The 23968-nt window shown below is 73.0% G+C and carries 22 protein-coding genes and 1 pseudogene; 14 read left to right on the top strand and 9 right to left on the bottom strand.

The window, feature by feature from the left end; translation table 11 throughout:
• Positions 1-398 precede the first annotated feature (398 nt).
• On the bottom strand, positions 399-1136 hold the full coding sequence (locus ACIP98_RS10045) for a hypothetical protein (protein WP_319662155.1): 738 nt from the start codon (positions 1134-1136) through the stop codon (positions 399-401).
• A 68-nt stretch (positions 1137-1204) separates the two neighbouring features.
• Between ACIP98_RS10045 and ACIP98_RS10050 the strand changes: the two genes are divergently transcribed.
• The 6 genes from ACIP98_RS10050 (at position 1205) to ACIP98_RS10075 (ending at position 9129) form a co-directional block, all read left to right on the top strand.
• Positions 1205-2011, top strand: a complete 807-nt coding sequence (locus ACIP98_RS10050) for an adenosylcobinamide-GDP ribazoletransferase (protein WP_401974800.1) — start codon at positions 1205-1207, stop codon at positions 2009-2011.
• 151 nt (positions 2012-2162) lie between these two features.
• The gene (locus ACIP98_RS10055) at positions 2163-3674 is read left to right on the top strand and encodes a leucyl aminopeptidase (RefSeq protein ID WP_401974802.1); all 1512 of its coding nucleotides are present in this window, start codon (positions 2163-2165) and stop codon (positions 3672-3674) included.
• A gap of 304 nt (positions 3675-3978) precedes the next feature.
• A complete protein-coding gene (gene lpdA / locus ACIP98_RS10060; protein WP_319662158.1) occupies positions 3979-5367 on the top strand; it encodes a dihydrolipoyl dehydrogenase in 1389 nt (462 codons plus the stop codon).
• 51 nt (positions 5368-5418) lie between these two features.
• The gene (gene sucB / locus ACIP98_RS10065; protein WP_401974804.1) at positions 5419-7164 is read left to right on the top strand and encodes a 2-oxoglutarate dehydrogenase, E2 component, dihydrolipoamide succinyltransferase; all 1746 of its coding nucleotides are present in this window, start codon (positions 5419-5421) and stop codon (positions 7162-7164) included.
• A 322-nt stretch (positions 7165-7486) separates the two neighbouring features.
• Complete coding sequence (locus ACIP98_RS10070; protein WP_401974806.1) at positions 7487-8455, top strand: helix-turn-helix transcriptional regulator; 969 nt, start codon at positions 7487-7489, stop codon at positions 8453-8455.
• A 158-nt stretch (positions 8456-8613) separates the two neighbouring features.
• On the top strand, positions 8614-9129 hold the full coding sequence (locus ACIP98_RS10075) for a DUF4240 domain-containing protein (RefSeq protein ID WP_319662161.1): 516 nt from the start codon (positions 8614-8616) through the stop codon (positions 9127-9129).
• A 34-nt stretch (positions 9130-9163) separates the two neighbouring features.
• Here the strand turns inward: ACIP98_RS10075 and ACIP98_RS10080 are convergent, their stop codons facing one another.
• A complete protein-coding gene (locus ACIP98_RS10080; RefSeq protein ID WP_319662163.1) occupies positions 9164-9649 on the bottom strand; it encodes a GNAT family N-acetyltransferase in 486 nt (161 codons plus the stop codon).
• Between the two features lie 49 nt (positions 9650-9698).
• Between ACIP98_RS10080 and ACIP98_RS10085 the strand changes: the two genes are divergently transcribed.
• Together ACIP98_RS10085 and ACIP98_RS10090 are read left to right on the top strand one after the other, a co-directional pair.
• Positions 9699-10601, top strand: coding sequence for a TIGR01777 family oxidoreductase (locus ACIP98_RS10085; protein ID WP_319662164.1), 903 nt, complete (start codon positions 9699-9701; stop codon positions 10599-10601).
• A gap of 155 nt (positions 10602-10756) precedes the next feature.
• Entirely contained in the window at positions 10757-11998 is a 1242-nt protein-coding gene (locus ACIP98_RS10090; protein ID WP_319662165.1) for an NAD(P)/FAD-dependent oxidoreductase, read from the top strand.
• 64 nt (positions 11999-12062) lie between these two features.
• Here the strand turns inward: ACIP98_RS10090 and ACIP98_RS10095 are convergent, their stop codons facing one another.
• A complete protein-coding gene (locus tag ACIP98_RS10095; RefSeq protein ID WP_401974810.1) occupies positions 12063-13529 on the bottom strand; it encodes a regulator in 1467 nt (488 codons plus the stop codon).
• Positions 13530-13792: 263 nt separating this feature from the next.
• Between ACIP98_RS10095 and lipB the strand changes: the two genes are divergently transcribed.
• From lipB to ACIP98_RS10115, 4 genes are all read left to right on the top strand, one after another.
• Positions 13793-14578: a lipoyl(octanoyl) transferase LipB gene (gene lipB / locus ACIP98_RS10100; protein WP_319662167.1), complete on the top strand. Its 786-nt coding sequence runs from the start codon at positions 13793-13795 to the stop codon at positions 14576-14578.
• 65 nt (positions 14579-14643) lie between these two features.
• Positions 14644-15606: a lipoyl synthase gene (gene lipA, locus ACIP98_RS10105; RefSeq protein WP_319662168.1), complete on the top strand. Its 963-nt coding sequence runs from the start codon at positions 14644-14646 to the stop codon at positions 15604-15606.
• 227 nt (positions 15607-15833) lie between these two features.
• Positions 15834-16064, top strand: a complete 231-nt coding sequence (locus tag ACIP98_RS10110) for a hypothetical protein (protein WP_319662275.1) — start codon at positions 15834-15836, stop codon at positions 16062-16064.
• 78 nt (positions 16065-16142) lie between these two features.
• Positions 16143-16823 (top strand): DUF4191 domain-containing protein, encoded by a 681-nt coding sequence (locus tag ACIP98_RS10115; RefSeq protein ID WP_319662169.1) that lies wholly within the window; start codon positions 16143-16145, stop codon positions 16821-16823.
• A gap of 108 nt (positions 16824-16931) precedes the next feature.
• Here ACIP98_RS10115 and ACIP98_RS10120 read toward each other — a convergent pair whose 3' ends face one another.
• A complete protein-coding gene (locus ACIP98_RS10120) occupies positions 16932-17399 on the bottom strand; it encodes an RDD family protein (protein ID WP_319662170.1) in 468 nt (155 codons plus the stop codon).
• 199 nt (positions 17400-17598) lie between these two features.
• Between ACIP98_RS10120 and glnA the strand changes: the two genes are divergently transcribed.
• Positions 17599-19011, top strand: coding sequence for a type I glutamate--ammonia ligase (gene glnA / locus ACIP98_RS10125; RefSeq protein WP_319662171.1), 1413 nt, complete (start codon positions 17599-17601; stop codon positions 19009-19011).
• 388 nt (positions 19012-19399) lie between these two features.
• Here the strand turns inward: glnA and ACIP98_RS10130 are convergent, their stop codons facing one another.
• From ACIP98_RS10130 to ACIP98_RS10150, 5 genes and pseudogenes are all read right to left on the bottom strand, one after another.
• A complete protein-coding gene (locus tag ACIP98_RS10130) occupies positions 19400-20074 on the bottom strand; it encodes a (2Fe-2S)-binding protein (RefSeq protein WP_319662172.1) in 675 nt (224 codons plus the stop codon).
• Positions 20075-20229: 155 nt separating this feature from the next.
• On the bottom strand, positions 20230-20898 hold the full coding sequence (locus tag ACIP98_RS10135; protein ID WP_319662174.1) for a GntR family transcriptional regulator: 669 nt from the start codon (positions 20896-20898) through the stop codon (positions 20230-20232).
• A 60-nt stretch (positions 20899-20958) separates the two neighbouring features.
• Complete coding sequence (locus tag ACIP98_RS10140) at positions 20959-21960, bottom strand: proline racemase family protein (RefSeq protein ID WP_401974814.1); 1002 nt, start codon at positions 21958-21960, stop codon at positions 20959-20961.
• Between the two features lie 14 nt (positions 21961-21974).
• Positions 21975-22325: pseudogene (locus ACIP98_RS10145) on the bottom strand (dihydrodipicolinate synthase family protein); the annotation flags it as partial.
• A gap of 71 nt (positions 22326-22396) precedes the next feature.
• A complete protein-coding gene (locus ACIP98_RS10150; RefSeq protein ID WP_319662176.1) occupies positions 22397-23491 on the bottom strand; it encodes a magnesium and cobalt transport protein CorA in 1095 nt (364 codons plus the stop codon).
• Between the two features lie 217 nt (positions 23492-23708).
• Here ACIP98_RS10150 and ACIP98_RS10155 point away from each other — a divergent pair.
• Positions 23709-23968 (top strand): undecaprenyl-diphosphate phosphatase (locus tag ACIP98_RS10155; protein WP_401974816.1); only part of this gene is annotated, 260 nt, incomplete at its 3' end.

The following is a 23968-nucleotide window of genomic DNA, read 5'->3' on the forward strand; positions in this document are numbered from 1 at the left end:
GCGCGGCAGGTGCACCCGCGCGTCGTACGCGCCGGTTCGCCGGGTGCGCGCGGCGGATGGGGCGTCACCGGACGGTCCCCGCGGCTCGGCTTCGTGCCCCGCAATCCGCACCGGTCTCCGTGATCAGGCACCCGGACGAGGTCGCGCCGAACCCTGGAACAGGCGCGGCCGAGCCTCGCGTTGCTCCGGCCGGTTCCGGGGCGCGGCACGGGCTGCGGACCGGACCGGTGCGGCGGATCCGGCCGGCGAACCGCGGCGGACGGCTTCCCCGGCGTCCCCCGGCTGCCGTCGCCCCGCCGGTGAGCATCGCACGCCGCCCCGCGGCACTCCCCGCGGGCGTCACTGCGGGTCACCTCTGTCGTGCGCGGCACAGGTCCGTGCCGCCTGCCCCGGCCCGATCAGTGCTCGGTGAAGCCGCCGAGCCAGTCCTGCAAGCGCCGCGTCGGGCCCCGCCAGCGGGCGGCGTGCCTGGCGGCGCGCAGTTCCGCGCGGTGGGCCGTCCTCGGGCGCCGCCCGTACAGCCGCTCGGCCCACAGGGAGTCCGGGCGGGCCAGCCGGAGTGCGCCGACCAGGGCGACGAAGGGCACGAAGACGCCCACCACGGCGGTGCGGAACTTGCCCTTCACCAGGGCGGCCAGGACGAAGAGGAAGTTGACGACGATCGTGAGGACCGCCGTCAGGCGGTTCTGCTGCTGGTCGGCGGAGAGCGAGTCGACCTCGAACGGGGCGAGGCCGCCGAGCAGCATGAGCACAAGGGAGAAGGTGATCACGACGGCCTCCACGCTCTTGCGGCCGCGCTCGCTCCAGTACACGTCGTCCAGGTAGAGCACCAGCGCGAACTCGTCGAGCACGAGCCCCGCTCCGATGCCGAAGACCACGGCCGCCAGCCCCGCCCCGAAGCCGTGCGTGGAACTGGCCACGGCCCCGAAGCCGCCGATCGTCATGAGGATGATGCCGGGCACCACGTGGTGGATGTGCGTCCCGCCCGAGGAGATGTTCCGGAACGGGCCCTTTCCGGCGCGGATCAGGCGGGTGATGGTCCGTGTGATCACGAAGGTCGCGACGAAGGCGAAGAGGGCGAGGAGCAGTGGCAGCTTTCCCGGCTCGATGATGTTGCGGTACCACCAGTCGCTCATACCGATTGCTCCCGTTCGGCCTGGTATGCGCACTATACGGTCAGGAAGCGGCCGTTACTCTGCACGCCATGACCGCCAGCCCCGCCGCCGCGACCCCCGCCGACGGACTGCGGTTCGCCTTCGGCACCCTGACCGTGCTGCGTGTGCGGGTCACCCGCTGGGACCGCCCGGCGGCCCGGGCGGGGATGCTGGCCGCCCCCCTGGTCGGCCTGGTCGCCGGGCTGTTCGCCGCGGCGGCCGGCGGGGTGCTGCTGCTGCTCGGCTGCGGACCGCTGCTCGCCGCGGCCGGCACGGTCGCGGTGACCGCCGCGCTCACCAGGGGACTGCATCTGGACGGACTCGCCGACACCGCCGACGGACTGGGCAGCGGACGGCCCGCCGAGGACGCGCTGCGCATCATGCGGCAGTCGGACATCGGGCCCTTCGGCGTACTGACCCTGGTCCTGGTCCTGCTCGGCCAAGTCGCCGCGCTGGCCGGGGCGTACGGGACCTCGTGGGCCCGCGGGGCGGCCGCTTTCGCGGTGGCGTCGGTGGCGGCCCGCACCGCCATGACGCTCGCCTGCCGCGAAGGGGTGCCCCCGGCCCGGCCGGAGGGGCTGGGCGCGGCGGTGGCCGGCGCGGTCCCGGCGCGGGCGGCGTGGGGACTGGCCGCCGGGGTGGTGGCGCTGTGCGCCGCGGCGGGGCTGCCGTTCGGCCCGTACGCGGTGGCGCGGTTCGCCGCGGCGGCCCTGATCGCCCTGGGCGCCGCGGAGTTGCTGCTGCGCCGCTGCCGGGCGCGGCTGGGCGGTGTCACGGGCGACGTCTTCGGCGCGTTGTGCGAGACGGCGTGCACCGCCGCCCTGGTCGTGCTGGCGGCGGGCGGCCGAACCGGATAGGGAAAACCCGCGCCTTCGGCCGCGGGGTGCACGCCGCGGGCGGAAGTGTCAGGAGTGAGCGTAAGGTCGGTCCTGCACCCCCGCCCCGCGCCGCCGGGCGATGCCCGGTGCCAAGAATTCGGGCCTCTGAAGGAACAGGATCTCCATCACCGTGACTGCACTGACTCTCAGCACCTCCTCCGCCGCGGCGCTGCGCGCGGACGCCGTCGTCATCGGCGTGACCAAGGGGACGAAGGGCCCCGAGGTCGCCACCGGGGCGGAGGCGGTCGACCAGGCCTTCGACGGCAGGCTTGCCGCGACGCTCGAGACGCTGGGCGCCTCGGGCGCTGAGGGTGAGGTGACCAAGCTCCCCGCCCCGGCCGGGCTGAAGGCGCCGGTCGTGCTGGCGGTCGGCCTCGGGGAGGCCCCGGCGGACGGTGCCGCGTTCGACACCGAGGTGCTGCGCAAGGCGGCCGGTGCCGCCGCCCGCACCCTCGCCGGCTCCAAGAAGGCCGCCCTCGCGCTGCCGGTGGCGGACGCCGCGGCCGCCCAGGCGGTCGCCGAGGGCGCGTTGCTGGGCGCGTACGCGTACACCGCCTACCAGGCCGGCAACGGCAAGGCGCCGCTGGCCGAGGTGGCGCTGGTCGGCGCCAAGCCGCGCGACAAGGCCTTCAAGGCCGCCGCCGAGCGCGCCACGGTCATCGCGGAAGAGGTCAACCGCTCCCGTGACCTGATCAACATGCCGCCGAACGACCTCACGCCGAAGGCCTTCGCCGCCTTCGTGCAGGAGGCCGCCAAGGAGCACGGCCTCAAGGTCGAGGTGCTGGACGAGAAGGCGCTCGTCAAGGGCGGCTACGGCGGCATCATGGGCGTCGGCCAGGGCTCGGCGAACCCGCCGCGCCTGGTGAAGGTCGTCTACAGCGGCGGCAAGGGCCGCGACGCCAAGCACCTCGCGCTGGTCGGCAAGGGCATCACCTACGACTCGGGCGGCATCTCGCTGAAGCCGGCCGGCCACAACGAGACCATGAAGTGCGACATGAGCGGCGCCGCCGCCGTGTTCTCCACCGTGGTCGCCGCCGCGCGCCTGGGCCTGCCCGTCACCGTGACCGGCTGGCTGGCGCTCGCCGAGAACATGCCCTCCGGCGCGGCCACCCGCCCCGGCGACGTGCTGCGGATGTACAGCGGCAAGACCGTCGAGGTGCTCAACACCGACGCCGAGGGCCGCCTGGTCATGGCCGACGCGATCACCCGCGCCTCGGAGGAGAACCCGGACGCGATCATCGACGTGGCGACGCTGACCGGCGCCATGGTGCTGGCCCTCGGCACCCGCATCTTCGGTGTCATGTCCAACGACGACGCCTTCCGCACCGCGGTGCACGAGACGGCGGGCGAGGTCGGCGAGCAGTCCTGGCCGATGCCGCTGCCGACCGACCTGCGCAAGGCGATGGACTCCCCCACCGCCGACATCGCGAACATGGGCGAGCGGATGGGCGGCGGCCTGGCGGCCGGCCTGTTCCTGAAGGAGTTCGTCGGCGAGGGCATCACCTGGGCCCACGTGGACATCGCGGGTCCCGCGTTCAACGAGTCCGGCCCGTTCGGCTACACCCCCAAGGGTGGAACCGGCTCCGCCGTGCGCACCCTGGTGCGGCTGGCCGAGAAGGCCGGCGCGGGCGAGCTGCTCTGACCGCGGTGTAAGCCTCGGCACATTCCGTACGGCCCCGGGTATGGCATCCGGGGCCGTACGCGTTCGCCAAGAGCGAGCAAAGGGACAACGCACTCCCGTATTTCACCGGGGATACCGGCGAGTAAGCCTGGCCAGGGGCGTTCCGTACGTCTCACACCCCGGCCCGGTGCCTCGTCCGCCCCGAACAAGTGCGAAGATGTTGTCTCGGCACGACAGGGCCCCGTTTAACAGAAGCGGCCGAACAAAAGCCGCCGCCCGGTCATGACGGACCGGCTCCGGCGTATCCATGCATGGAGGACGTGACGTGGCGAACGACGCCAGCACCGTTTTCGACCTAGTGATCCTCGGTGGCGGTAGCGGCGGCTACGCCGCAGCGCTGCGCGCGGCGCAGCTCGGTCTGGACGTCGCCCTGATCGAGAAGGACAAGCTCGGCGGCACCTGCCTGCACCGCGGCTGCATCCCCACGAAGGCTCTGCTGCACGCCGGTGAGATCGCGGACCAGGCCCGCGAAGCCGAGCAGTTCGGTGTCAAGGCCTCCCTGGAGGGCATCGACATCGCCGGCGTCCACAAGTACAAGGACGACGTGATCGCGGGCCTCTACAAGGGTCTGCAGGGCCTGGTGGCCTCCCGCAAGGTCACCTACGTGACCGGCGAGGGCCGCCTGTCCTCCCCGACCTCGGTGGACGTCAACGGCCAGCGCTACACCGGCCGCCACGTGCTCCTGGCGACCGGCTCCGTGCCGAAGTCGCTGCCGGGCCTGACCATCGACGGCGACCGGATCATCTCCTCCGACCACGCGCTGGTCCTGGACCGCATCCCGAAGTCCGCCATCGTGCTCGGCGGCGGCGTCATCGGCGTCGAGTTCGCCTCCGCGTGGAAGTCCTTCGGTGTCGACGTCACGGTGGTCGAGGGCCTGCCCCACCTCGTGCCGGTCGAGGACGAGAACAGCTCCAAGCTGCTGGAGCGCGCCTTCCGCAAGCGCGGCATCAAGTTCAACCTCGGCACCTTCTTCTCCAAGGCCGAGTACACCGCCGACGGCGTCAAGGTCACCCTCGCCGACGGCAAGGAGTTCGAGGCCGAGCTGCTGCTCGTCGCCGTCGGCCGCGGCCCGGTCTCCCAGGGCCTGGGCTACGAGGAGGCCGGGGTCGCGATGGACCGCGGCTACGTCCTGGTCGACGAGTACATGCGCACCAACGTGCCCACCGTCTCGGCGGTCGGCGACCTGGTCCCGACCCTGCAGCTGGCCCACGTCGGCTTCGCCGAGGGCATCCTCGTCGCGGAGCGGCTGGCCGGCCTGAAGACCGTGCCGATCGACTACGACGGCGTGCCGCGCGTCACGTACTGCCACCCGGAGGTCGCCTCCGTGGGCATCTCCGAGGCCAAGGCCAAGGAGCTGTACGGCGCCGACAAGGTCGTCACCCTGAAGTACAGCCTGGCCGGCAACGGCAAGAGCAAGATCCTCAAGACCGCCGGCGAGATCAAGCTCGTCCAGGTCCGCGACGGCGCCGTGGTCGGCGTCCACATGGTCGGTGACCGTATGGGCGAGCAGGTCGGCGAGGCGCAGCTGGTCTACAACTGGGAGGCCCTGCCCGCCGAGGTCGCCCAGCTCATCCACGCGCACCCGACGCAGAACGAGGCGCTCGGCGAGGCTCACCTGGCGCTGGCCGGCAAGCCGCTGCACGCGCACGACTGATCCACGGACACGCAGACCAATCCGCACAGATCGTTAGGAGCAACCGAAACCATGGCGGTTTCCGTAACCCTGCCGGCGCTCGGCGAGAGCGTGTCCGAGGGCACCGTCACCCGCTGGCTCAAGGCCGAGGGTGAGCGCGTCGAGGCCGACGAGCCGCTGCTCGAGGTGTCGACCGACAAGGTCGACACCGAGATCCCGGCGCCCGCTTCGGGCATCCTCTCGTCCATCAAGGTGGCCGAGGACGAGACGGTGGAGGTCGGCGCCGAGCTGGCCGTCATCGACGACGGCACGGGCGCGCCCGCTGCCGCTCCCGCCCCGGCCGCCGCGGTGCCCGCGCCGGCTCCGGTGCAGGAGGCCCCCGCCCCGGCTCCCGCCGCCGAGGCCCCTGCCCCCGCACCGGCCCCGGCCGGCGCCGCCGAGGGCACCCCGGTGCTCCTGCCGGCGCTGGGCGAGTCGGTGACCGAGGGCACCGTCACCCGCTGGCTGAAGTCGGTCGGCGAGAGCGTCGAGGCCGACGAGCCGCTGCTCGAGGTCTCGACCGACAAGGTCGACACCGAGATCCCGTCGCCGGCCGCAGGCACCCTGCTGGAGATCCTGGTCGGCGAGGACGAGACCGCCGAGGTCGGCGCCAAGCTCGCCGTCATCGGTGCCGCCGGTGCCGCGCCCGCCGCCGCTCCGGCCCCCGCCGCCCCCGCACCGGCCCCGGCCGCCGCGGCTCCGGCCCCCGCCCCGGTCGCTCCCCCGGCCCCCGCTCCGGCGCCTGCTCCGGCTCCGGTCGCCCCGGCCCCGGCCCCCGCGCCGGTCGCCGCTCCGGCTCCGGTCACCCCGGCCCCGGCCCCTGCGGCCGCCCCCTCGGCGACCGCGCCCACCGACGAGGGCGCGTACGTGACCCCGCTGGTGCGCAAGCTCGCGGCCGAGAACGGCGTGGACCTGGCCTCGGTCAAGGGCACCGGTGTCGGTGGCCGGATCCGCAAGCAGGACGTCCTGGCCGCCGCGGAGGCCGCCAAGGCCGCCGCCGCCGCGCCGACCGCCCCGGCCCCGGCCGCGGGTGTCACGGTGCCGGCCGCCGCTGCCGCGCTGCGCGGGCAGACCGTCAAGATGTCGCGCATCCGCAAGGTCATCGCCGACAACATGATGAAGGCCCTGCACAGCCAGGCGCAGCTGTCGACCGTGGTCGAGGTGGACGTCACCAAGATCATGAAGCTGCGGGCCCGGGCCAAGGAGTCCTTCCTGGCCCGCGAGGGCGTCAAGCTCTCGCCGATGCCGTTCTTCGTCAAGGCCGCCGCCGAGGCGCTGAAGGCCCACCCGGTCGTCAACGCCAAGATCAACGACGACGGCACGATCACCTACCACGACGCCGAGAACATCGGCATCGCGGTCGACTCCGAGCAGGGCCTGATGGTCCCGGTCATCAAGGGTGCCGGCGACCTGAGCCTGGCGGGCATCGCCAAGAAGACCGCCGAGCTGGCCGGCAAGGTCCGCAACAAGAAGATCAGCCCGGACGATCTGTCCGGCGGCACGTTCACGATCAGCAACACCGGTTCGCGCGGTGCGCTGTTCGACACGATCATCGTGAACTACCCGCAGGTCGCCGAGCTGGGCATCGGCGCCACCGTGCGCCGCCCGATGGTGATCAACCACCCGGACCTGGGCGAGACCATCGCGATCCGCGACGTGGCGTACCTGACCCTGTCGTACGACCACCAGCTGGTCGACGGCGCGGACGCCGCCCGCTACCTGAACGACGTCAAGGCCCGCCTGGAGGCCGGCGAGTTCGAGGGCGACCTCGGTCTGTAATCGACCGCACGTCGCCGCGGGACCGTACGACGGCCGAGGCCCCAGCCCCTTCGCGGGCTGGGGCCTCGGCCGTTCCCGCGGGAAATCCCGTGCCGCGGTGAGTGGTTGGGGCACCGCGGCCGTACTTCAGGGGGCATGGCCATGCACCGCCGGCAAGGACGGGGAGGCACCGCCCCCTCGGTGGCCCCAACGCCCTTGCGGGTCGCGCGCTGCGTCGACCTTCCCCCGCGCCGAGGCGCGCGCAGCGGGCACCACAGGGGCCGGTCCGGCTGTCCGGACCGGCCCCGCCGCGGTGTCGGACCCAGGGCTTAGCCTCGACGGCATGCGCGCGGCACGGCTGATCCACCTCGTCCTGCTCCTGCAGTCCCACGGCTCCATGACGTCGGCCGAGCTCGCCGGGGCCCTGGAGGTGTCCGAGCGGACCGTCGGCCGGGACGTGCTGGCGCTGTCGGAGGCGGGCGTCCCGGTGTACGCGGAGCGGGGGCGCGCGGGCGGCTACCGGCTCGTGGACGGGTACCGGACCCGGCTCACCGGGCTCGCCCGCGCGGAGGCGGAGGCGCTGTTCCTGTCCGGTGTGCCCGCGGCGCTGGAGGCGATGGGGCTGCACGACGCGGGGTCCGCGGCCCGGCTGAAGGTGGCGGCCGCGCTGCTGCCCGAGCTGCGGGACGCCCCGCGCACCGCGGCGCAGCGCTTCCACCTGGACGCGCCCGGATGGTGGCAGGAACCGGCCACGCCCCCGCTGCTGCCGGCCCTGGCGGAGGCGGTGTGGGGCGACCGCCGGCTGCGGGCGCGGTACCGGCGCGCGGACACGGAGGTGGAACGGGAGCTGGATCCGTACGCGCTCGTGCTCAAGGCGGGCGTCTGGTACGCGGTCGCCCGCACCGAGGGGGACGTCCGGGTGTACCGGGTGGACCGCTTCAGCGCCGCGGACGTCCTGCCCGAAGGATTCGCCAGGGACCCGGGGTTCGACCTGCCCGCGTTCTGGCAGGCGCGGGCCGCCGAGTTCGCGCGGTCCGTGCTGCGGGCCGAGGTCGTGCTGCGGCTCACCCCGGAGGGCGCCCGGCACCTGCCGTACGTCGCCGACACGGCCGCCGCCCGCGAGGCGCTGGACGCGGCCGCGCCGCCCGACGCGGACGGCCGGGTCACCGTCACACTGCCCGTGGAGTCCCTCGACGTCGCCTACCACCAACTGCTCGCCCTCGGCCCCGAGGCCGAACTCCTCTCCCCCGCCCCGCTCCGCGCCCGCTTCGCCCGCGCGGCCCGCACCATGGCGGCGGCCTACGACGGCTGACCGCCGCCGCCCGTCGACTCCCGCGTCGCCCGCCCGTCCCGGCGGCGTCAACACCCGGGCGCACAGGCCCCCGCGCGGGCAGAGTAACGTCACGACACGGGCGCATCCGCGTCTCTCCGCGTGCGGGGGCAGGCCCCAGACACGATGCTGGAGCGGTGATGGACGAGACGGAGTTCTGGGAGATCGTCGACAGTACCCGGACGGCGGCGGGCGGGGACCCGGAGGAGCACGCCGATCTGCTGGTGGAGCGGCTGACGCAGCTCGACCCGGAGTCCGTCGTCGATTTCGCGCGGCACTTCGAGAGCCGTTTCAACCGGGCGTACCGGTGGGACGTGTGGGGCGCCGCGGATCTGATGCTGGGCGGCGCGGGTGACGACGCGTTCGACTTCTTCCGGTGCTGGCTGATCGGGCAGGGCCGGCATGTGTTCGAGGGCGCGGTGCACGACCCCGACGCGCTGGCGGAGCTGGCCGAGAGTTTCGACCCCGAGGTGGACGGCGACGCCGAGGACCTGGGCTACGCGGCCGACGAGGCGTACGAGCAGCTGACCGGGGTGCGGCTGCCGGATCTGGACCTGCCGCCGCAGCCGGCCGAGCCGGAGGGCGTCTACGTCGACTTCGAGAACGCGGACGCGGTGGCGCAGCGCTTCCCCCGGCTGTGGGAGCGCTTCGGCTGAGCCCCGCCCCGGGCGGCAGCGGTCGCGGCGGCGGTCACAGCGCCCGCCCCATCAACACGTCGTCCACGTAGACGCCGTCCAGCAGGAACTCCCCGGGCAGGACGCCCTCGACCGTGAAGCCGGCCGCCTCGTACAGCCGCCGGGCCGGGGTGTTGTGGCCCAGCACCCGCAGTGTCACCCGCCGCGCGCCCTGCCCCCGGGCGGCCTCCAGTGCCGCCATGACGAGTTCGAGCCCGACGCCGCGGCCGCGGGCCCAGGTGTCGACCGCAAGGCCCTGGATCTGGCGTACATGGGCGTTGGAGGCCAGCGGCGTCGGCGGCACGAGGCGCAGGTATCCGGCCGTCCGCCCGTCGACCTCGGCGACCAGGTACGCGTCGGGTCCGGAGCGCTCGCCGAAGAAGTCCTGGTGCTCCTGCGGCGGCGGCGCGACCGCGTGCAGCGTCGACCACGTGGCACGGTCCAGCCGGGCCAGGGCGGGGTCGTCGGAGAGCAGGGCGGCGCGCACACGTATCCCGGACATGCCCGTCACCCTGTCACAACGGGCGGCGCCGAGGCGCGACCATGTCCCCATGCGTATCGCGATCACCGGCTCGTCCGGTCTCATCGGTTCCGCCCTGGTCCGCTCCCTGCTCGCCGACGGCCACGAGGTCGTACGCCTCGTCAGGCGGCCGCCCTCCGGGGCGGACGAGGCGCGCTGGGACCCCGAGGGAGGCGGGATCGACGCCTCGGCCCTGGAGGGTGCCGAGGCCGTGGTCAACCTCGCGGGGGCGAACGTGGGCGACCACCGCTGGACGGACGCGTACAAGCGGACCGTCCACGACAGCCGGGTGCGGGGCACCGCGACGCTCGCCGGCGCTCTGGCCTCGCTGGCCACTCCGCCGCGCGTGCTGGTGAGCGGGTCCGGGATCACCGCGTACGGCGACACCGGCGACCGCCGGGTCGAGGAGGACGCCCCGTACGGGGAGGGCTTCCTGCCGGACGTGTGCCGCGACTGGGAGGCCGCCGCGGCCCCGGCCCAGGACGCGGGCATCCGGACGGCGTTCGCCCGCACGGGCCTGGTCGTCTCGGGCCGGGGCGGCGCCTGGGCGCGGCTGTTCCCGCTGTTCAAGGCGGGGCTGGGCGGACGGCTGGGCAGCGGACGGCAGTACTGGAGCTTCATCTCGCTGCACGACCAGGTCGCCGCGCTGCGCCACATCATCGACCACGACACGGTCTCCGGGCCGGTCAACCTGTGCGCGCCCGAGCCGCTGACCAACGCCGAGGTGACCGCCGCCATGGCCCGGGTGCTGCGCAGGCCCGCGCTGTTCCCGGTCCCCGCGCCCGTCCTGCGCACCGTCGTCGGGGAGTTCTCCACCGACATCCTCGGCAGTACGCGGGCCGTGCCGCGCAAGCTCCTCGACACCTCGTTCGCCTGGGCCCACCCCGGCATCGAGGAGGCGATCCGCGCGGCACTGGCCGAAGAGCGGCACTGAATGCCACCACGCGGCCCCCGGGCGGCATCAGTTGGCGAAGTTCTGGGCATGACGCTTCCAGCGCCAGCTGACGCGAGCGGGGAAACGTGCCGACCTCGGGGAGGGGCAACGTGCTCTCAACAGCACGCTCTACCGGTTCTTCTACGGACGTATGCGTGATCGGGGCCGGTGTCGCCGGCCTGTCGGCGGCGCATCATCTGATCAGTGCCGGGCTCCAGGTGACCGTCCTGGAAGCCGACGACCGGGTCGGTGGGCGCATGGCCACCGACGAGGTGGACGGCTTCCTGCTGGACCGGGGGCCGCAATTGCTCAACACCTCCTATCCGGAACTGCTCCGCACTCCGGGTCTGGACAACCTCCAGCTGCGGCCCTTCTCACCCGCCGTCCTGGTGCGGGCCGCGGGCCGCGGCTACCGCGTCGGCGACCCGCGCGGCGCACTGGCGGCGGCCCGCGCGCCGCTGGGCTCGCCGCTGGACAAGGCGCGGTTGCGGGCGGCGCTCCACCGCCTGGCCGACACCCCGGTCGAACGCCTCCTGGAGCGGCCCGAGACGACGGCCGCCGAAGCGCTCTCCTCACGCGGGCTCGCGCCCCGCGCGGTCGACGGGTACCTGCGGCCGCTGCTCTCGGCGCTGCTCTGCGACCCTGGTCTGACGACGTCCAGCCGCTGCGCCGACCTGGTGCTGCGCGCCTTCGCCCTCGGGCGCACCTGCGTGCCCGCGGGGGGCGCGCAGGCCCTGCCGCGGCAGCTCGCGGCCGCGCTGCCGGAGGGGTCGCTGCGGCTGGGCACGCGCGCGGTGGCGGCCTCCACCAACGCGGTGCTGACCGAGGACAAGGAGGAACTGCCGTGCCGGGCCGTGGTGGTGGCCACCGGGGCCCGCGCGGCGGCCGAACTCCTGCCGGGGCTGCGCGTGCCCGACTTCCACGCCGTCACCGTGGTCCACCACATGGCGCCGACGGCGCCGCTGCGGGAGGCCGCGCTCGTGCTGGACGCGGACCGGCGCGGACCGGTCTCGCACTCGCTCCCGGCAAGCCTGGTCGACCCGTCCCGCGCGCCGGTCGGCCGGACGCTGGTGACCTCGGTGCTGCTCGGTGCCGCCGCCGTGCCGGACCCCGACGACCGCGCCGTGCGCGCCCATCTCGCCGAGCTCTACGGCACCTCCACCGCGGGCTGGCGGCGGCTGGCCGTGCACCACGACCCGGAGGCCGTCCCCGCCATGCCCGCGCCGCACGATCTGCGGCGCCCGGTGCGCATCCTGCAGGGGCTGTACGTCTGCGGCGACCATCGCGACACCAGCACGGTGCAGGGCGCGATGCTCTCCGGGCGCCGGGCGGCGCAGCGGCTGCTGCGCGACGTGGGCCTGCGCCCGGGGACCCGGACGGAGCCGCTGGCCGCGTGAGCGGCCCCGGCCGGCCCGGGGAAGCAGCGCCCCGGGGCCGGCCGGCCGCGCGCCGGCCCGTGCGTCAGCCCACGAGGACCCCGAGCGCCGCGGCCCGGTCGTGGAAGGCCCGCACCGACGAGGTGTCGCGGTGCGCGTCGAGCCGGCGCCCGAAGTCCCGGACGTACTCCAGGGCGCGGACCGAGCGCATCTCGACGGCGGCCTGCATGGCCTCGGCGCCCAGCGCGCAGGCCGCGTCGACCTCGCCGAGCCCGAGGCGGGCGGTGGCGAGCACGGTGCGGCAGAACAGCCGGCTGCGGGCGTAGGCGGCGGGCCGCAGTTGCAGCGAGCGTTCGGCGTGCTGGGAGGCGGCGCGGTACTGCTGGAGGTCGCGGTGGCAGTGGCCGAACTCGTCGGCGAGCTGGGCCTCGTCGAAGAAGCGGGCCCAGGACGGCACGTCGTCCCCGGCGCGGGCGGTCTCCAGGGCGCGTTCGGCGCGTACCAGCGCGGCGGTGCACGCCCTGACCTCGCCGAGCAGACCGTGCCCGCGGGCCTCGGCCGCGTGCAGCAGCGCCTGGACGACCGGCGGGGCCCCGCTGCCCACGCCCTGCTGGGCGACCCGGGCGAGCTGGACGGCCTCGCGGCCGTGCCCGAGGTAGACCGCCTGGCGGCTCATCGTGACCAGGACGTAGCCCCCGTAGACCCGGTCGCCGGCCGCCTGGGCCAACCGCAGCGACTGCACGAAGTAGCGCTGGGCGAGGCCGTGGGCGCCGATGTCGTACGAGGTCCAGCCGGCGAGCCGGGTCAGGTCGGCGACGGCGGCGAACAGCCGGCGGCCCATGGTCTCGCCGTAGCTGCCGCGCAGCATCGGCTCGGCCTCGTGCTCCAGGTAGCGGACCAGGGCCTGGCGGGCGTGGCCGCCGCCGAAGGCGTTGTCCAGCGAGCGGAAGAGCTCGCCGACGGAACGCAGGGCGGCGAGGTCGCCCATGGTGACGCGGTTCCCGCCGGGACCTCCCGGCACCTGGGGCGCCGCGTCGCCGCGGGTGCGCTGGGCGGGCAGCCGGGGTGTGCCGCCGCCCTGGGGGCCCGGGTCGGCGTTGCGCCCGACCCGGTCGTCGGCGCGCCCGATGAGCCAGTCGCGGCTGGGCACGACCAGGCCCGCCGGGGTGAAGGCGATCTTGCGCAGGTCGGCCTGGCTGCCGGTGTCCTTGCGCCACAGCCCGGAGACGATCTCCACGGCCTCCTCGGGGGACGCGGCGAACTCCAGTCCCGCGTAGACCGGGGCCACCGCGTCGAGGCCGAGGTCGTGGGCGGACAGCCGCCGCCCGAGCCGGCGGGTGAAGACCTCGGCGATCAGCGCGGGGGTGGTGCCGCGCGGCTGCTGGCCGCGCAGCCAGCGGGTGACGGAGGTCTTGTCGTACCGCAGGTCGAGCCCGTGCTCGATGCCGAGCTGGTCCACGCGGCGGGCGAGTCCCGCGTTGGAGAAGCCGGCTTCGGCGATGAGGGCCGCGAGTTGGCGGTTGGGGGGGCGCTGCGAGGAACGGTCGGACATCAGTGGTGCGGTCCCCTGCCTTCCGGGCTATCTCCAGAACGGCGCGAATGTAACGTTCTGTGCCGGGACGCTCACTACCAGAGCCTCGCATTCGCTGTAACGGGTGAACCTCCCCCCGCATAACCCCGGAATCCTTCCGTCCGCCCCTCCCGGCTGCTATCCGCAGCCCGCTGCAAGGCAGGGCCGCGGCGGACGTACAGTTGCCAAGGCGTCCGGTATCGACGAACGGGGGCGCCGCAGCAGGCGATCACAAGGGAGCGGCCGTGAGTGAGCTGCACTTCGTCCATCTGGGCTTCGGCGAGAACGCCGTGGAGTATCAGGAGGCATGGCAGGAGCAGCGCCGTGTGCACGCCGCGCGCTTCGCGGACGAGATCCCCGACACCTGCCTGCTGCTGGAGCACCCGCCGGTGTACACCGCCGGCCGCCGCACCGAGGACAGCGAGCGGCCGCTGGACGGTACGCCGGTGATCGACGTGGACCGCGGCGGCAAGATCACCTGGCACGGCCCCGGCCAGCTCGTCGGCTACCCGATCCTGAAGCTGCCGCGCCCCGTCGACGTCGTCGCCCATGTGCGCCGGCTGGAGGAGGCGCTGATCAACGCGTGCGCCGAGTTCGGCCTGGAGACCACCCGCGTGGAGGGCCGCAGCGGGGTGTGGGTGCTCGGCGACCCGATCGAGGACCGCCCGGCGGTCATCCCCGGGCTGACCCTGGACTTCGACCCCCGTCTGCACGACGACGAGTTCGACCCGCGGCTGTCCGGCCCCGAGTACGCCCCCTCCAACGCCGGCCAGCGCCGCGAGGACCGCAAGCTGGCCGCGATCGGCATCCGGGTCGCCAAGGGCGTCACCATGCACGGCTTCGCGCTCAACTGCAATCCGGACAACACCTGGTTCGACCGGATCGTGCCGTGCGGCATCCGGGACGCGGGCGTGGCCTCGCTCAGCAACGAGCTGGGGCGCGAGATCGGCGTCACGGACGTGCTGCCGGTCGTGGAGAAGCACCTGCGAGCCGTTCTGGAGTCGGCCGAGCCGCTGCCGCGCGCGGTCTGAGATGGGAATCCACGGGCGTAGGCTGATGTTCACCGAGGAAATGAAGTCGCGAGAGGGAGTCGACCGTGTCAGCTGTGGCACCTGAGGGCCGCAAGATGCTCCGTCTGGAGGTCCGCAACAGCCAGACCCCCATCGAGCGCAAGCCCGAGTGGATCAAGACCCGGGCGAAGATGGGCCCCGAGTACACCGAGCTGCACGGTCTGGTGAAGCGCGAGGGCCTGCACACGGTGTGCCAGGAGGCGGGCTGCCCCAACATCTTCGAGTGCTGGGAGGACCGTGAGGCCACCTTCCTCATCGGCGGCGACCAGTGCACCCGGCGCTGCGACTTCTGCCAGATCGACACCGGCAAGCCGCAGGCCCTCGACCGCGACGAGCCGCGCCGCGTCGGTGAGTCCGTCGTCACGATGGACCTGAACTACGCCACCATCACCGGCGTCGCCCGCGACGACCTCGAGGACGGCGGCGCCTGGCTGTACGCCGAGACGGTGCGCCAGATCCACGCGATGACCGGCACCCGTGCGGCCGGCCGCACCAAGGTCGAGCTGCTGATCCCGGACTTCAACGCCGACCCCGCGCAGCTCGCCGAGGTCTTCGGCGCCCGGCCCGAGGTGCTCGCGCACAACGTCGAGACCGTCCCGCGGATCTTCAAGCGCATCCGCCCCGGCTTCCGCTACGAGCGTTCGCTGGAGGTCATCACCAAGGCCCGCGAGGCCGGTCTGGTGACCAAGTCCAACCTGATCCTGGGCATGGGCGAGGAGCGCGCGGAGATCAGCCAGGCCCTGCAGGACCTGCACGACGCGGGCTGCGAGCTGATCACCATCACGCAGTACCTGCGGCCGAGCCTGCGGCACCACCCGGTGGAGCGCTGGGTCAAGCCGCAGGAGTTCGTGGAGCTGAAGGAGGAGGCCGAGGAGATCGGCTTCGCCGGCGTCATGTCCGGCCCCCTCGTGCGGTCCTCGTACCGGGCGGGACGCCTCTTCCAGCAGGCGATGGAGCGGCGCGGCGCGGTGGCCGCCGAGGCCGTCTGATCACCCACCGCACTCGATCGGCGAACGTGCGGTTCGTCACGTCAGGGGCCCCACTCGGGCCCCTTTCGTGTCTCTGACGTGCGGCAGGCGCAGCGGGCCGACGCGAAGGGACCGACCGGGTTTCACGACGGTTTGACCGACCAGTCACGGGCTGGTAACACAATGTGGTGACTCTGGACAAGCGGAACATCCACGCGCGACTGAGCCGTCCTGAGGGGGACACCACCATGCAGGCCGAGGCCGCACAACTCCATCGCCAGAGCACCATCCCCGGCGCCGCGGCGGGCGCGCTGCGCGCCGTGGAGTCCTTCCTGTTCCGTGGCGCCGAGGCCACCGCGCGACGCAACGCCTGGTCGGCCGTGCTCGAGGACCGCAAGCGGGCCAAGGACCGCCGCGAGGCCCAGCACGTCATGGACGCCCTGGTCTCCGCCCGCACGGGCCGTCAGGACAGCCTCTAGCCTCCTTCCCCGCCTTCCCGGCCCTTCCCGGCCCCTCCGGTGGGGCCGGCGCCGCCCGGGACACGTATCCTGTGCGGCATGGCGAGGGAAGAATCCGAGAACAACCCTGGGCGCCTCAAGCAGATCGCCCAGACGTACAAGATGACCAGGCGGGTCGACTCCAAGGTCGGCCTCGTCCTCGCGGCTGTGGGAGTCGTCACCTTCGGTGTCATCCTCGCCGTCGGCTTCGCGATCGGTCACCCCATCTACGCGGGCATCCTGGGCCTCCTGCTGGCCCTCCTCGCGATGGCGGTCGTCTTCGGGCGGCGTGCCGAGCGGGCGGCCTTCGGCCAGCTCGAGGGACAGCCGGGCGCCGCGGCGGCCGTGCTCGACAACGTCGGCCGGGGCTGGTCGGTGACGCCCGCGGTGGCCATGAACCGCAACCAGGACGTCGTGCACCGCGCGGTCGGCAAGGCCGGCATCGTGCTGGTGGGCGAGGGCAACCCGAACCGGGTCAAGAGCCTGCTGGCCGCCGAGAAGAAGAAGATGGCGCGGGTGGTCTACGACGTGCCGGTGACCGACATCATCGTCGGCAACGGCGAGGGCGAGGTCTCCCTGAAGAAGATCCGCGCCACGCTGCTGAAGCTGCCGCGCGTGGTGCCGGGGCCCAAGGTCACCGAGGTGAACGACCGCCTGCGGGCGCTCGGCGACCTGATGAGCAACATGCCGGTCCCCAAGGGCCCGATGCCCAAGGGCATGCGGATGCCGAAGGGCCGCTGAGCCCGCGGGACCGTATACGAACGGAAACGGGACGTGCCCCGGACGAGTCGACTCGTCCGGGGCACGTCCCGTTTCCGTGGGGTCCGGATGCGATCAGGACCCGACGGGTCACATCCGGACCTGGACCGCCTTCACGGCCCTGTCGTGCATGCCGCGGGTGTCGCGGTCCCAGACCACCGCCGGGATCACCAGCAGGAGCAGGAACGTGCGCAGCACCGCCGCGCCGGGGCCGAGCCGCCCGCCGTCCTCCCGGACCACGCGCAGTCCCAGCAGGCGCTTGCCCGGGGTGGTGCCGACGGTGCCCAGCAGCAGCACGCTCATGACACCGAAGACGACCGTGGTCCACGGATTGGCCGCGGCCGCGTCACGGTGCGCGATCAGGCCGTATGCGATCAGCGCGCACAGGCCCCAGTCGATGAAGAGCGCCGCGATCCGCCGCCCGACCGGGGCGATCGAACCGGGGCCCTCCTCCGGAAGGCCGAGGCGCTTGCCGCGGTAGCCGAATTCGACACCCATCCGCTCCGCGGCCGCCTTCGGGCCCTCGATCCACGATCCGATGACATCCCTGTTGTCCACGCGTCCACGGTACGCGGTGCCGCCGGGCCCCCCGCGCGCGACCCGTCAACCACCCGGTGGCTCGGTTAACCTGCAAGAAACAAATGGGTCACGACGGGGAAATGCCCGGTCTCTATCGTCACCCTCAACGTGCGCCACCGCACTGGTCGCACCCATGAGCTGCAATCCGGCCTCCCGGGCCGGGCCAAGGAGGAGTTGGATGTCGTTCCAAAACGCCGACGAGGTGAAGAAGTTCATCTCGGACAACGACGTCAAGTTCGTGGACGTCCGGTTCTGCGACCTGCCCGGTGTGATGCAGCACTTCACGGTCCCGGTCGAGTCCTTCGACCCGGACGAGCAGCTGATGTTCGACGGCTCCTCGATCCGCGGCTTCCAAGCCATCCACGAGTCCGACATGGCGCTGGTGCCGGACCTGTCGACGGCCAAGCTCGACCCGTTCCGCAGGGACTCCACACTCAACGTCAACTTCTTCATCCACGACCCGATCACCGGTGAGCAGTACAGCCGTGACCCGCGGAACGTGGCGAAGAAGGCCGAGGCCTACCTCGCCTCCTCCGGCATCGCCGACACCGCGTACTTCGGCCCCGAGGCCGAGTTCTACGTCTTCGACAGCGCCCGCTTCGAGACCAGCGCGAACCAGTCCTTCTACCACATCGACTCCGAGGCCGGCGCCTGGAACACCGGTGCGGAGCAGGACAACCGCGGCTACAAGGTCAAGTACAAGGGCGGCTACTTCCCGGTCCCGCCGGTCGACCACTTCGCCGACCTGCGCGCCGAGATCACCCTCGAGCTGATGAAGTCCGGCCTGCAGGTCGAGCGCCAGCACCACGAGGTGGGCACCGCCGGCCAGGCCGAGATCAACTACAAGTTCAACACGCTGCTCGCCGCGGCCGACGACCTGATGCTCTTCAAGTACATCGTGAAGAACGTCGCCTGGCGCGCCGGCAAGACCGCGACCTTCATGCCCAAGCCGATCTTCGGTGACAACGGCTCCGGCATGCACGTCCACCAGTCCCTGTGGGCGGGTGGCGACCCGCTCTTCTACGACGAGCAGGGCTACGCGGGCCTGTCCGACACCGCCCGCTACTACATCGGCGGCATCCTCAAGCACGCCCCGGCGCTGCTGGCGTTCACCAACCCCACGGTGAACTCCTACCACCGCCTGGTCCCCGGCTTCGAGGCCCCGGTCAACCTGGTCTACTCGCAGCGCAACCGCTCGGCGGCCATCCGCATCCCGATCACGGGTGCCAACCCCAAGGCCAAGCGCATCGAGTTCCGCGCCCCGGACTCCTCCGGCAACCCGTACCTGGCCTTCTCGGCGCTGCTGCTCGCCGGTCTCGACGGCATCAAAAACAAGATCGAGCCGGCCGAGCCCGTCGACAAGGACCTCTACGAGCTCGCCCCCGAGGAGCACGCGGGCGTCCCGCAGGTCCCGACCTCGCTGTCGGCGGTCCTGGAGTCCCTCGAGTCCGACCACGAGTTCCTCCTCCAGGGCGGGGTCTTCACCCCGGACCTGATCGAGACCTGGGTCGACTACAAGCGGACCAACGAGATCGCGCCGATCGCGCTGCGGCCGCACCCGCACGAGTTCGAGCTCTACTTCGACGTGTGACAGCGCCGCGGGTCACCGGCCCGCGCCGTATCGCTGTTCCGGGGCCGTCGCCCGCGTCCTTCCGCATGCGGAGGGCGCGAGCGACGGCCCCCACGCGTTCCGGCCTGACGTAGGCGGCGTGGTACTTGGCGCGGCCCCGGCGCGGCGCAGTCGTACGGCATGTCGGGAAGCGTGGAGGCGCCCATGCGGCACGGCCCCTTCGGCGTTCGGCAACCCAGACCTTTATTGCGTATTTATTGCAACAACTACGCCAATGCATCAACCTGGTGGACGAGGGCGAGGCCGGCCCGTCAGCCCTCGGGTCGAGCGCACCTGCGGTCCCAGGTGCGTCCTTCCCGCGGGGTGATCGTCTTTCCACCCGGCACCCGCCGGTCCGGCCGGCCCGCCCTCAGCGCAGCGCGCAGTCCCCGCACAGACCGCCGCCGGGCACCCGGTAGTACAGGCAGCAACTGCGGCGCCGGTAGGCCGGGGCGGCGGGTCCGGCGAGATCGAGGGTGCCGGTGTCCCGCAGCAGGGGGTCGGCCAGCAGAGCCGCCGTCAGACCGGCCGCGCGGGCCGCGGCCCCGGGCCGCCCGCCCTCCCCCAGGCACCAGGCCTGCAGCACCCGCAGCGTCCCGGCCAGCGCCGAGGCCGCGTTCCCCCACAGCAGCCCGGCGGATACGCCGGACACCGCGCGGACGGCCTCGGTCAGCGGGACGAGATGCCCGTGCAGCACCGCCTCGCCGAGCCGGTCCGCCGGCAACCGCTCCCCCGCCGCGGGCAGCCTGAGCTCGTCCGGCACGGCGCGGTCCGGGTGCCACCACAGGCGCCCGCCGGTCAGGTCGGGCAGGTGCCCGGTCAGCGCCGCGGGTCCCAGGGCGACCGACCACAGGCGGGCGGCGAGACCCTGGTGGGCCAGGGAGGCCGCGACACGGCGCTCGCCGGTGCCGAGCCGCCGTCCGACCTCGGCGACCCGCCCGGCCAGCGCCTCCCGCGCGGAGCCGTCGTACACCTCCGCGAGCGGTACGAAGCCCTCGGCGCGCGGCTCCCCGGGCTCCGTGCTCAGGGTGAAGAAGGGCCCCACGGCGCCCGCCCTACCGGTGGCCGGCGGCGCGCGCTGCGGCCGCCGGGCCGGGCGCGGCGGACAGAAGGTGCGGGGTCATGCGCTTCACGCTCCAGCGCCTGGTGGGCGCGCGACGGCGGCGGCCGGGACCGGTGACTCGGGGTCCGGCCACCGTATCAGCGCGCCCACAGACCCCTGACGTGCCCGAGGTGGCGCGTCATCACGGCCCGCACCGCCTCCTCGTCGCGGGCGAGCAGGGCGTCGAGCAGTTCCAGGTGCTCCTGGGCCGAGGCGGTCAGCAGGCCGCGTTCGGCGAGCGCGGTCAGGCCGTAGAGGCGGGAGCGCTTGCGCAGGTCGCCGACGACCTCGACCAGGTGCTCGTTGCCGGCCAGGGCGAGCAGGCCGAGGTGGAAGCGCCGGTCGGCCTCGACGTACCCGATGAGATCGCCGGTCGCCGCGGCGCCGACGATGGCCTCGGCGGCCGGGCGCAGCGCCTCCAGCGCGGCGGGGTCGGCGACGGCGGCCAGGCCGGCGACGGTGGGAATCTCGATGAGGGCGCGGATGTGTGTGTACTCGTCGAGTTGCCGCTCGGAGACCTCGGTGACCCGGAAGCCCTTGTTGGGCACCGGGTCCACCAGGCCCTCCTTCACCAGGTCGAGCAGCGCCTCGCGCACCGGGGTGGCCGAGACCCCGAAGCGGCCCGCCAGGGCGGGTGCGGAGTGCACCTCCCCCGGGCGCAGCTCGCCCGCCACGAGCGCGGCCCGCAGGGCGTCCGCGACGCGTTCGCGGTAGCTGGGCCGCTGCCCGCCGAGGGAGGGCAGGGCGGGCCCGTCGTGAGCGGTCATCGGGCCGGTCCTCCTCGGCTGCCGGGCATGGGGTCGGCGACCAGTATCGGGGCCGGGCGGCTACAGCACGAAACCGGCCGGGAAGGGGTCGTCGGGATCGAGCAGGTACTGGGCCGTGCCGGTGATCCAGGCCCGTCCGGTGATCGAGGGCAGGACGGCGGGGTGCCCGGCCACCTCGGCGGTGCCGGTCAGGCGGCCGGTGAAGTGCGTGCCGATGAAGGACTCGTTCAGGAAGTCCTGGAGGAGCGGGAGTTCACCGCGGGCGTGCAGCTGCGCCATGCGCGCGCTGGTGCCCCTACCGCACGGTGAGCGGTCGAACCAGCCGGGGTGGATGGCCATCGCGTGCCGCGAGCGGGCCGCGTCGGAGCCCGGGGCGAGCAACTGGACGTGCTTGCAGCCGCGGATGGTCGGGTCCTCGGGATGGACGGGCGGGTCCTCGGCGTCGATGGCGTCCATCAGGGCCAGTCCGGCGGCGAGGATGTCGTCCTTGCGGGCCCGGTCGAAGGGCAGGCCGAAGGCCTCCAGCGGCAGGATCGCGTAGAAGTTGCCGCCGTAGGCGAGGTCGTACGTCACCGTGCGGCCGTCGGCGAGGGTGGCCTTGCGGTCCAGGGCGACGGCGAACGACGGCACGTTGCGCAGGGTCACGGCGGTGGCCGCACCACCGTTGACGGCGACCTCGGCGACGACGAGACCGGCCGGGGTGTCCAGGCGGATCGTGGTGACCGGCTCGGTCACCGGCACCATGCCCGTCTCGACGAGGACGGTGGCCACGCCGATCGTGCCGTGGCCGCACATCGGCAGGTAACGGGAGACCTCGATGTAGATGACGCCCCAGTCGGCGTCCGGGCGGGTGGGCGGCTGCAGGACCGCCCCGCTCATGGCGGCGTGACCGCGCGGTTCGTCCATCAGCAGGTGACGGAGGTGGTCGAGGTGGTCCCGGAAGTAAAGGCGGCGTTCGTTCATGGTGGCGCCGGGGACGGTGCCGATGCCGCCGGTGACGACACGGGTGGGCATGCCCTCGGTGTGGGAGTCGACGGCGTGCAGGAGGAGGGAGCTGCGCATCGTGCGGCCCCCGCTCAGTTCGCGCCGGCCGCGAGGGCCTGCTCGGTCGCCGCCCGTACGGCCTTCTCCTGCTCCGGCAGGAGCGGCTGGCGCGGGGGGCGGCAGGGGCCGCCGTACCGGCCCGCGACGTCCATCGACACCTTCACGGCCTGCACGAACTCCGTGCGGGAGTCCCAGCGCATCAAGGGGTGCAGCGCCCGGTACAGCGGCTGCGCCGCCGGGTCGCCCGCGACCGCCGCGCGGAAAGGCGCGGTGGTGACCTGCGGGAGCGCGTTGGGGAGGCCGGCGACCCAGCCCTTGGCCCCGGCGGCGGCCAGTTCGAGCAGGACGTCGTCGGCGCCGACCAGCAGGTCCAGTTCCGGGGCGCAGTTCGTCGGCCTGCCCACACCAGTAATATGTCACACAGCACGACCGCCGAACAGTCCCTCGGACCGCCTCACAGCCACCCGTTGCGCCGGAATCCCCGGTGGATGACGACACACGCGACGAGCATGACCCCGACGGCGAGCGGATAGCCGTAGGTCCAGCGCAGTTCCGGCATGTGGTCGAAGTTCATGCCGTACAGCCCGCAGATCATGGTCGGCACGGCGAGGATGGCGACCCAGGCGCTGATCTTGCGCATGTCCTCGTTCTGGGCCATCGTCACCTGCGCGATATTGGCCTGCAGGATCGAGTTGAGCAGGTCGTCGAAGGCGGTCACCTGCTCGGTGGCGCGGGAGAGATGGTCCGCCGCGTCGCGGAAGTAGGCGCGCAGATCGGCGTCGACGCCGGGCAACTGGTCCTGGGAGAGGGACTGCAGGGGACGGCCGAGCGGCGCCACCGCCCGCTTGAGCTCCAGCAGTTCGCGCTTGAGCTGGTAGATCCGGCCGGCGTCGGTGCCGCGGCCGCGGTGGTCGGAGAAGACGTCCGCCTCGACCTCGTCGATGTCCCTCTGCACGGCGGCCGTGACGGCGAGGTACTGGTCGACGACATGGTCGGTGATCGCGTGCAGGACCGCGGCCGGTCCCTTGACGAGCTGGTCGGGAACCGTCTCCAGCCCCTCGCGGAGCGGCCCGAGGGAGCCGTGCCCGCCGTGCCGCACGGTGATGACGAAGTCGGCGCCGGTGAAGACCATGATGTCGCCGCTCTCCACGATCTCGCTGGTCGCCGTCAACCGGTCGTGGTCCACGTAGCGGACGGTCCTCAGGATCGTGAACAGGGTGTCCCCGTACCGCTCCAGCTTGGGCCGCTGCTCACCGTGCACGGCGTCCTCGACGGCGAGCGGGTGCAGCCCGAACAGCTCGGCGACGCCCGCGAACTCGGCCTCGGACGGCTCGTGCAGCCCGATCCACACGAACCCCCGGCCCGACTTGCGCACCCTGGCTATCGCCTCGTACGCGGCGCAGTCGTCCTGCCGCAACCCCTCCTGGTAGACGACGCAGTTGACCACCGCGCTGCCCAGGGGCGAGCGCGCGGGATGGCTCAAGTCCACGCGCCGGTGGCGCAGATGGGCGAAACGGACGGCTTTGCGAAGATTGCTGATCATCGACATATTGGGCTCCTGGACGCGTCTGGCCTGCGCCAGTATGCCCAAGGCCCCGTCTCGCGGGGGATGGCGGGCGCGAAGGGACGCCCGGCTCCGGGGACCGTGGGACGCGCCACAGGACCGGCGCCCTGGTTCGCGGGGGGCGCGACGTGTCTTTTACACTCCGTAGGGCTCCGGCCGTGACGGTCGCAGGCACGCCACGTACTCCGCAGAGATGGGTCCCATGAGCGCCATCAGTATCGGTCAGGCAGCTGTGCTCGGCGTGGTGGAGGGGGTCACGGAGTTCCTTCCGATCTCGTCCACCGGCCATCTGAAGATCACCGAGGGCCTGATGGGCATCGATGTCGACGACAAAGCCGTCGTCGCCTTCTCCGCGGTGATCCAGTCCGGCGCGATCGCCGCCGTGCTGGTCTACTTCTTCAAGGACATCGTCCGGATCTGCAGGGCGTGGTTCACCGGCCTGGTCAACCGCGAGGAGCGGTA

It is taken from the genome of Streptomyces sp. NPDC088354 (genome assembly GCF_044753585.1).
Classification (GTDB): Bacteria; Actinomycetota; Actinomycetes; order Streptomycetales; family Streptomycetaceae; genus Actinacidiphila.

Coding starts and splice junctions, on each gene's coding strand:
- ACIP98_RS10045 (WP_319662155.1), bottom strand. CDS start 1,136: ATGAGCGACTGGTGGTACCGCAACATCATCGAGCCGGGAAAGCTGCCA.
- ACIP98_RS10050 (WP_401974800.1), top strand. CDS start 1,205: ATGACCGCCAGCCCCGCCGCCGCGACCCCCGCCGACGGACTGCGGTTC.
- sucB (WP_401974804.1), top strand. CDS start 5,419: ATGGCGGTTTCCGTAACCCTGCCGGCGCTCGGCGAGAGCGTGTCCGAG.
- ACIP98_RS10070 (WP_401974806.1), top strand. CDS start 7,487: ATGCGCGCGGCACGGCTGATCCACCTCGTCCTGCTCCTGCAGTCCCAC.
- ACIP98_RS10075 (WP_319662161.1), top strand. CDS start 8,614: ATGGACGAGACGGAGTTCTGGGAGATCGTCGACAGTACCCGGACGGCG.
- ACIP98_RS10080 (WP_319662163.1), bottom strand. CDS start 9,649: ATGTCCGGGATACGTGTGCGCGCCGCCCTGCTCTCCGACGACCCCGCC.
- ACIP98_RS10085 (WP_319662164.1), top strand. CDS start 9,699: ATGCGTATCGCGATCACCGGCTCGTCCGGTCTCATCGGTTCCGCCCTG.
- ACIP98_RS10095 (WP_401974810.1), bottom strand. CDS start 13,529: ATGTCCGACCGTTCCTCGCAGCGCCCCCCCAACCGCCAACTCGCGGCC.
- ACIP98_RS10110 (WP_319662275.1), top strand. CDS start 15,834: ATGCAGGCCGAGGCCGCACAACTCCATCGCCAGAGCACCATCCCCGGC.
- ACIP98_RS10115 (WP_319662169.1), top strand. CDS start 16,143: ATGGCGAGGGAAGAATCCGAGAACAACCCTGGGCGCCTCAAGCAGATC.
- glnA (WP_319662171.1), top strand. CDS start 17,599: ATGTCGTTCCAAAACGCCGACGAGGTGAAGAAGTTCATCTCGGACAAC.
- ACIP98_RS10135 (WP_319662174.1), bottom strand. CDS start 20,898: ATGACCGCTCACGACGGGCCCGCCCTGCCCTCCCTCGGCGGGCAGCGG.
- ACIP98_RS10140 (WP_401974814.1), bottom strand. CDS start 21,960: ATGCGCAGCTCCCTCCTCCTGCACGCCGTCGACTCCCACACCGAGGGC.
- ACIP98_RS10150 (WP_319662176.1), bottom strand. CDS start 23,491: ATGTCGATGATCAGCAATCTTCGCAAAGCCGTCCGTTTCGCCCATCTG.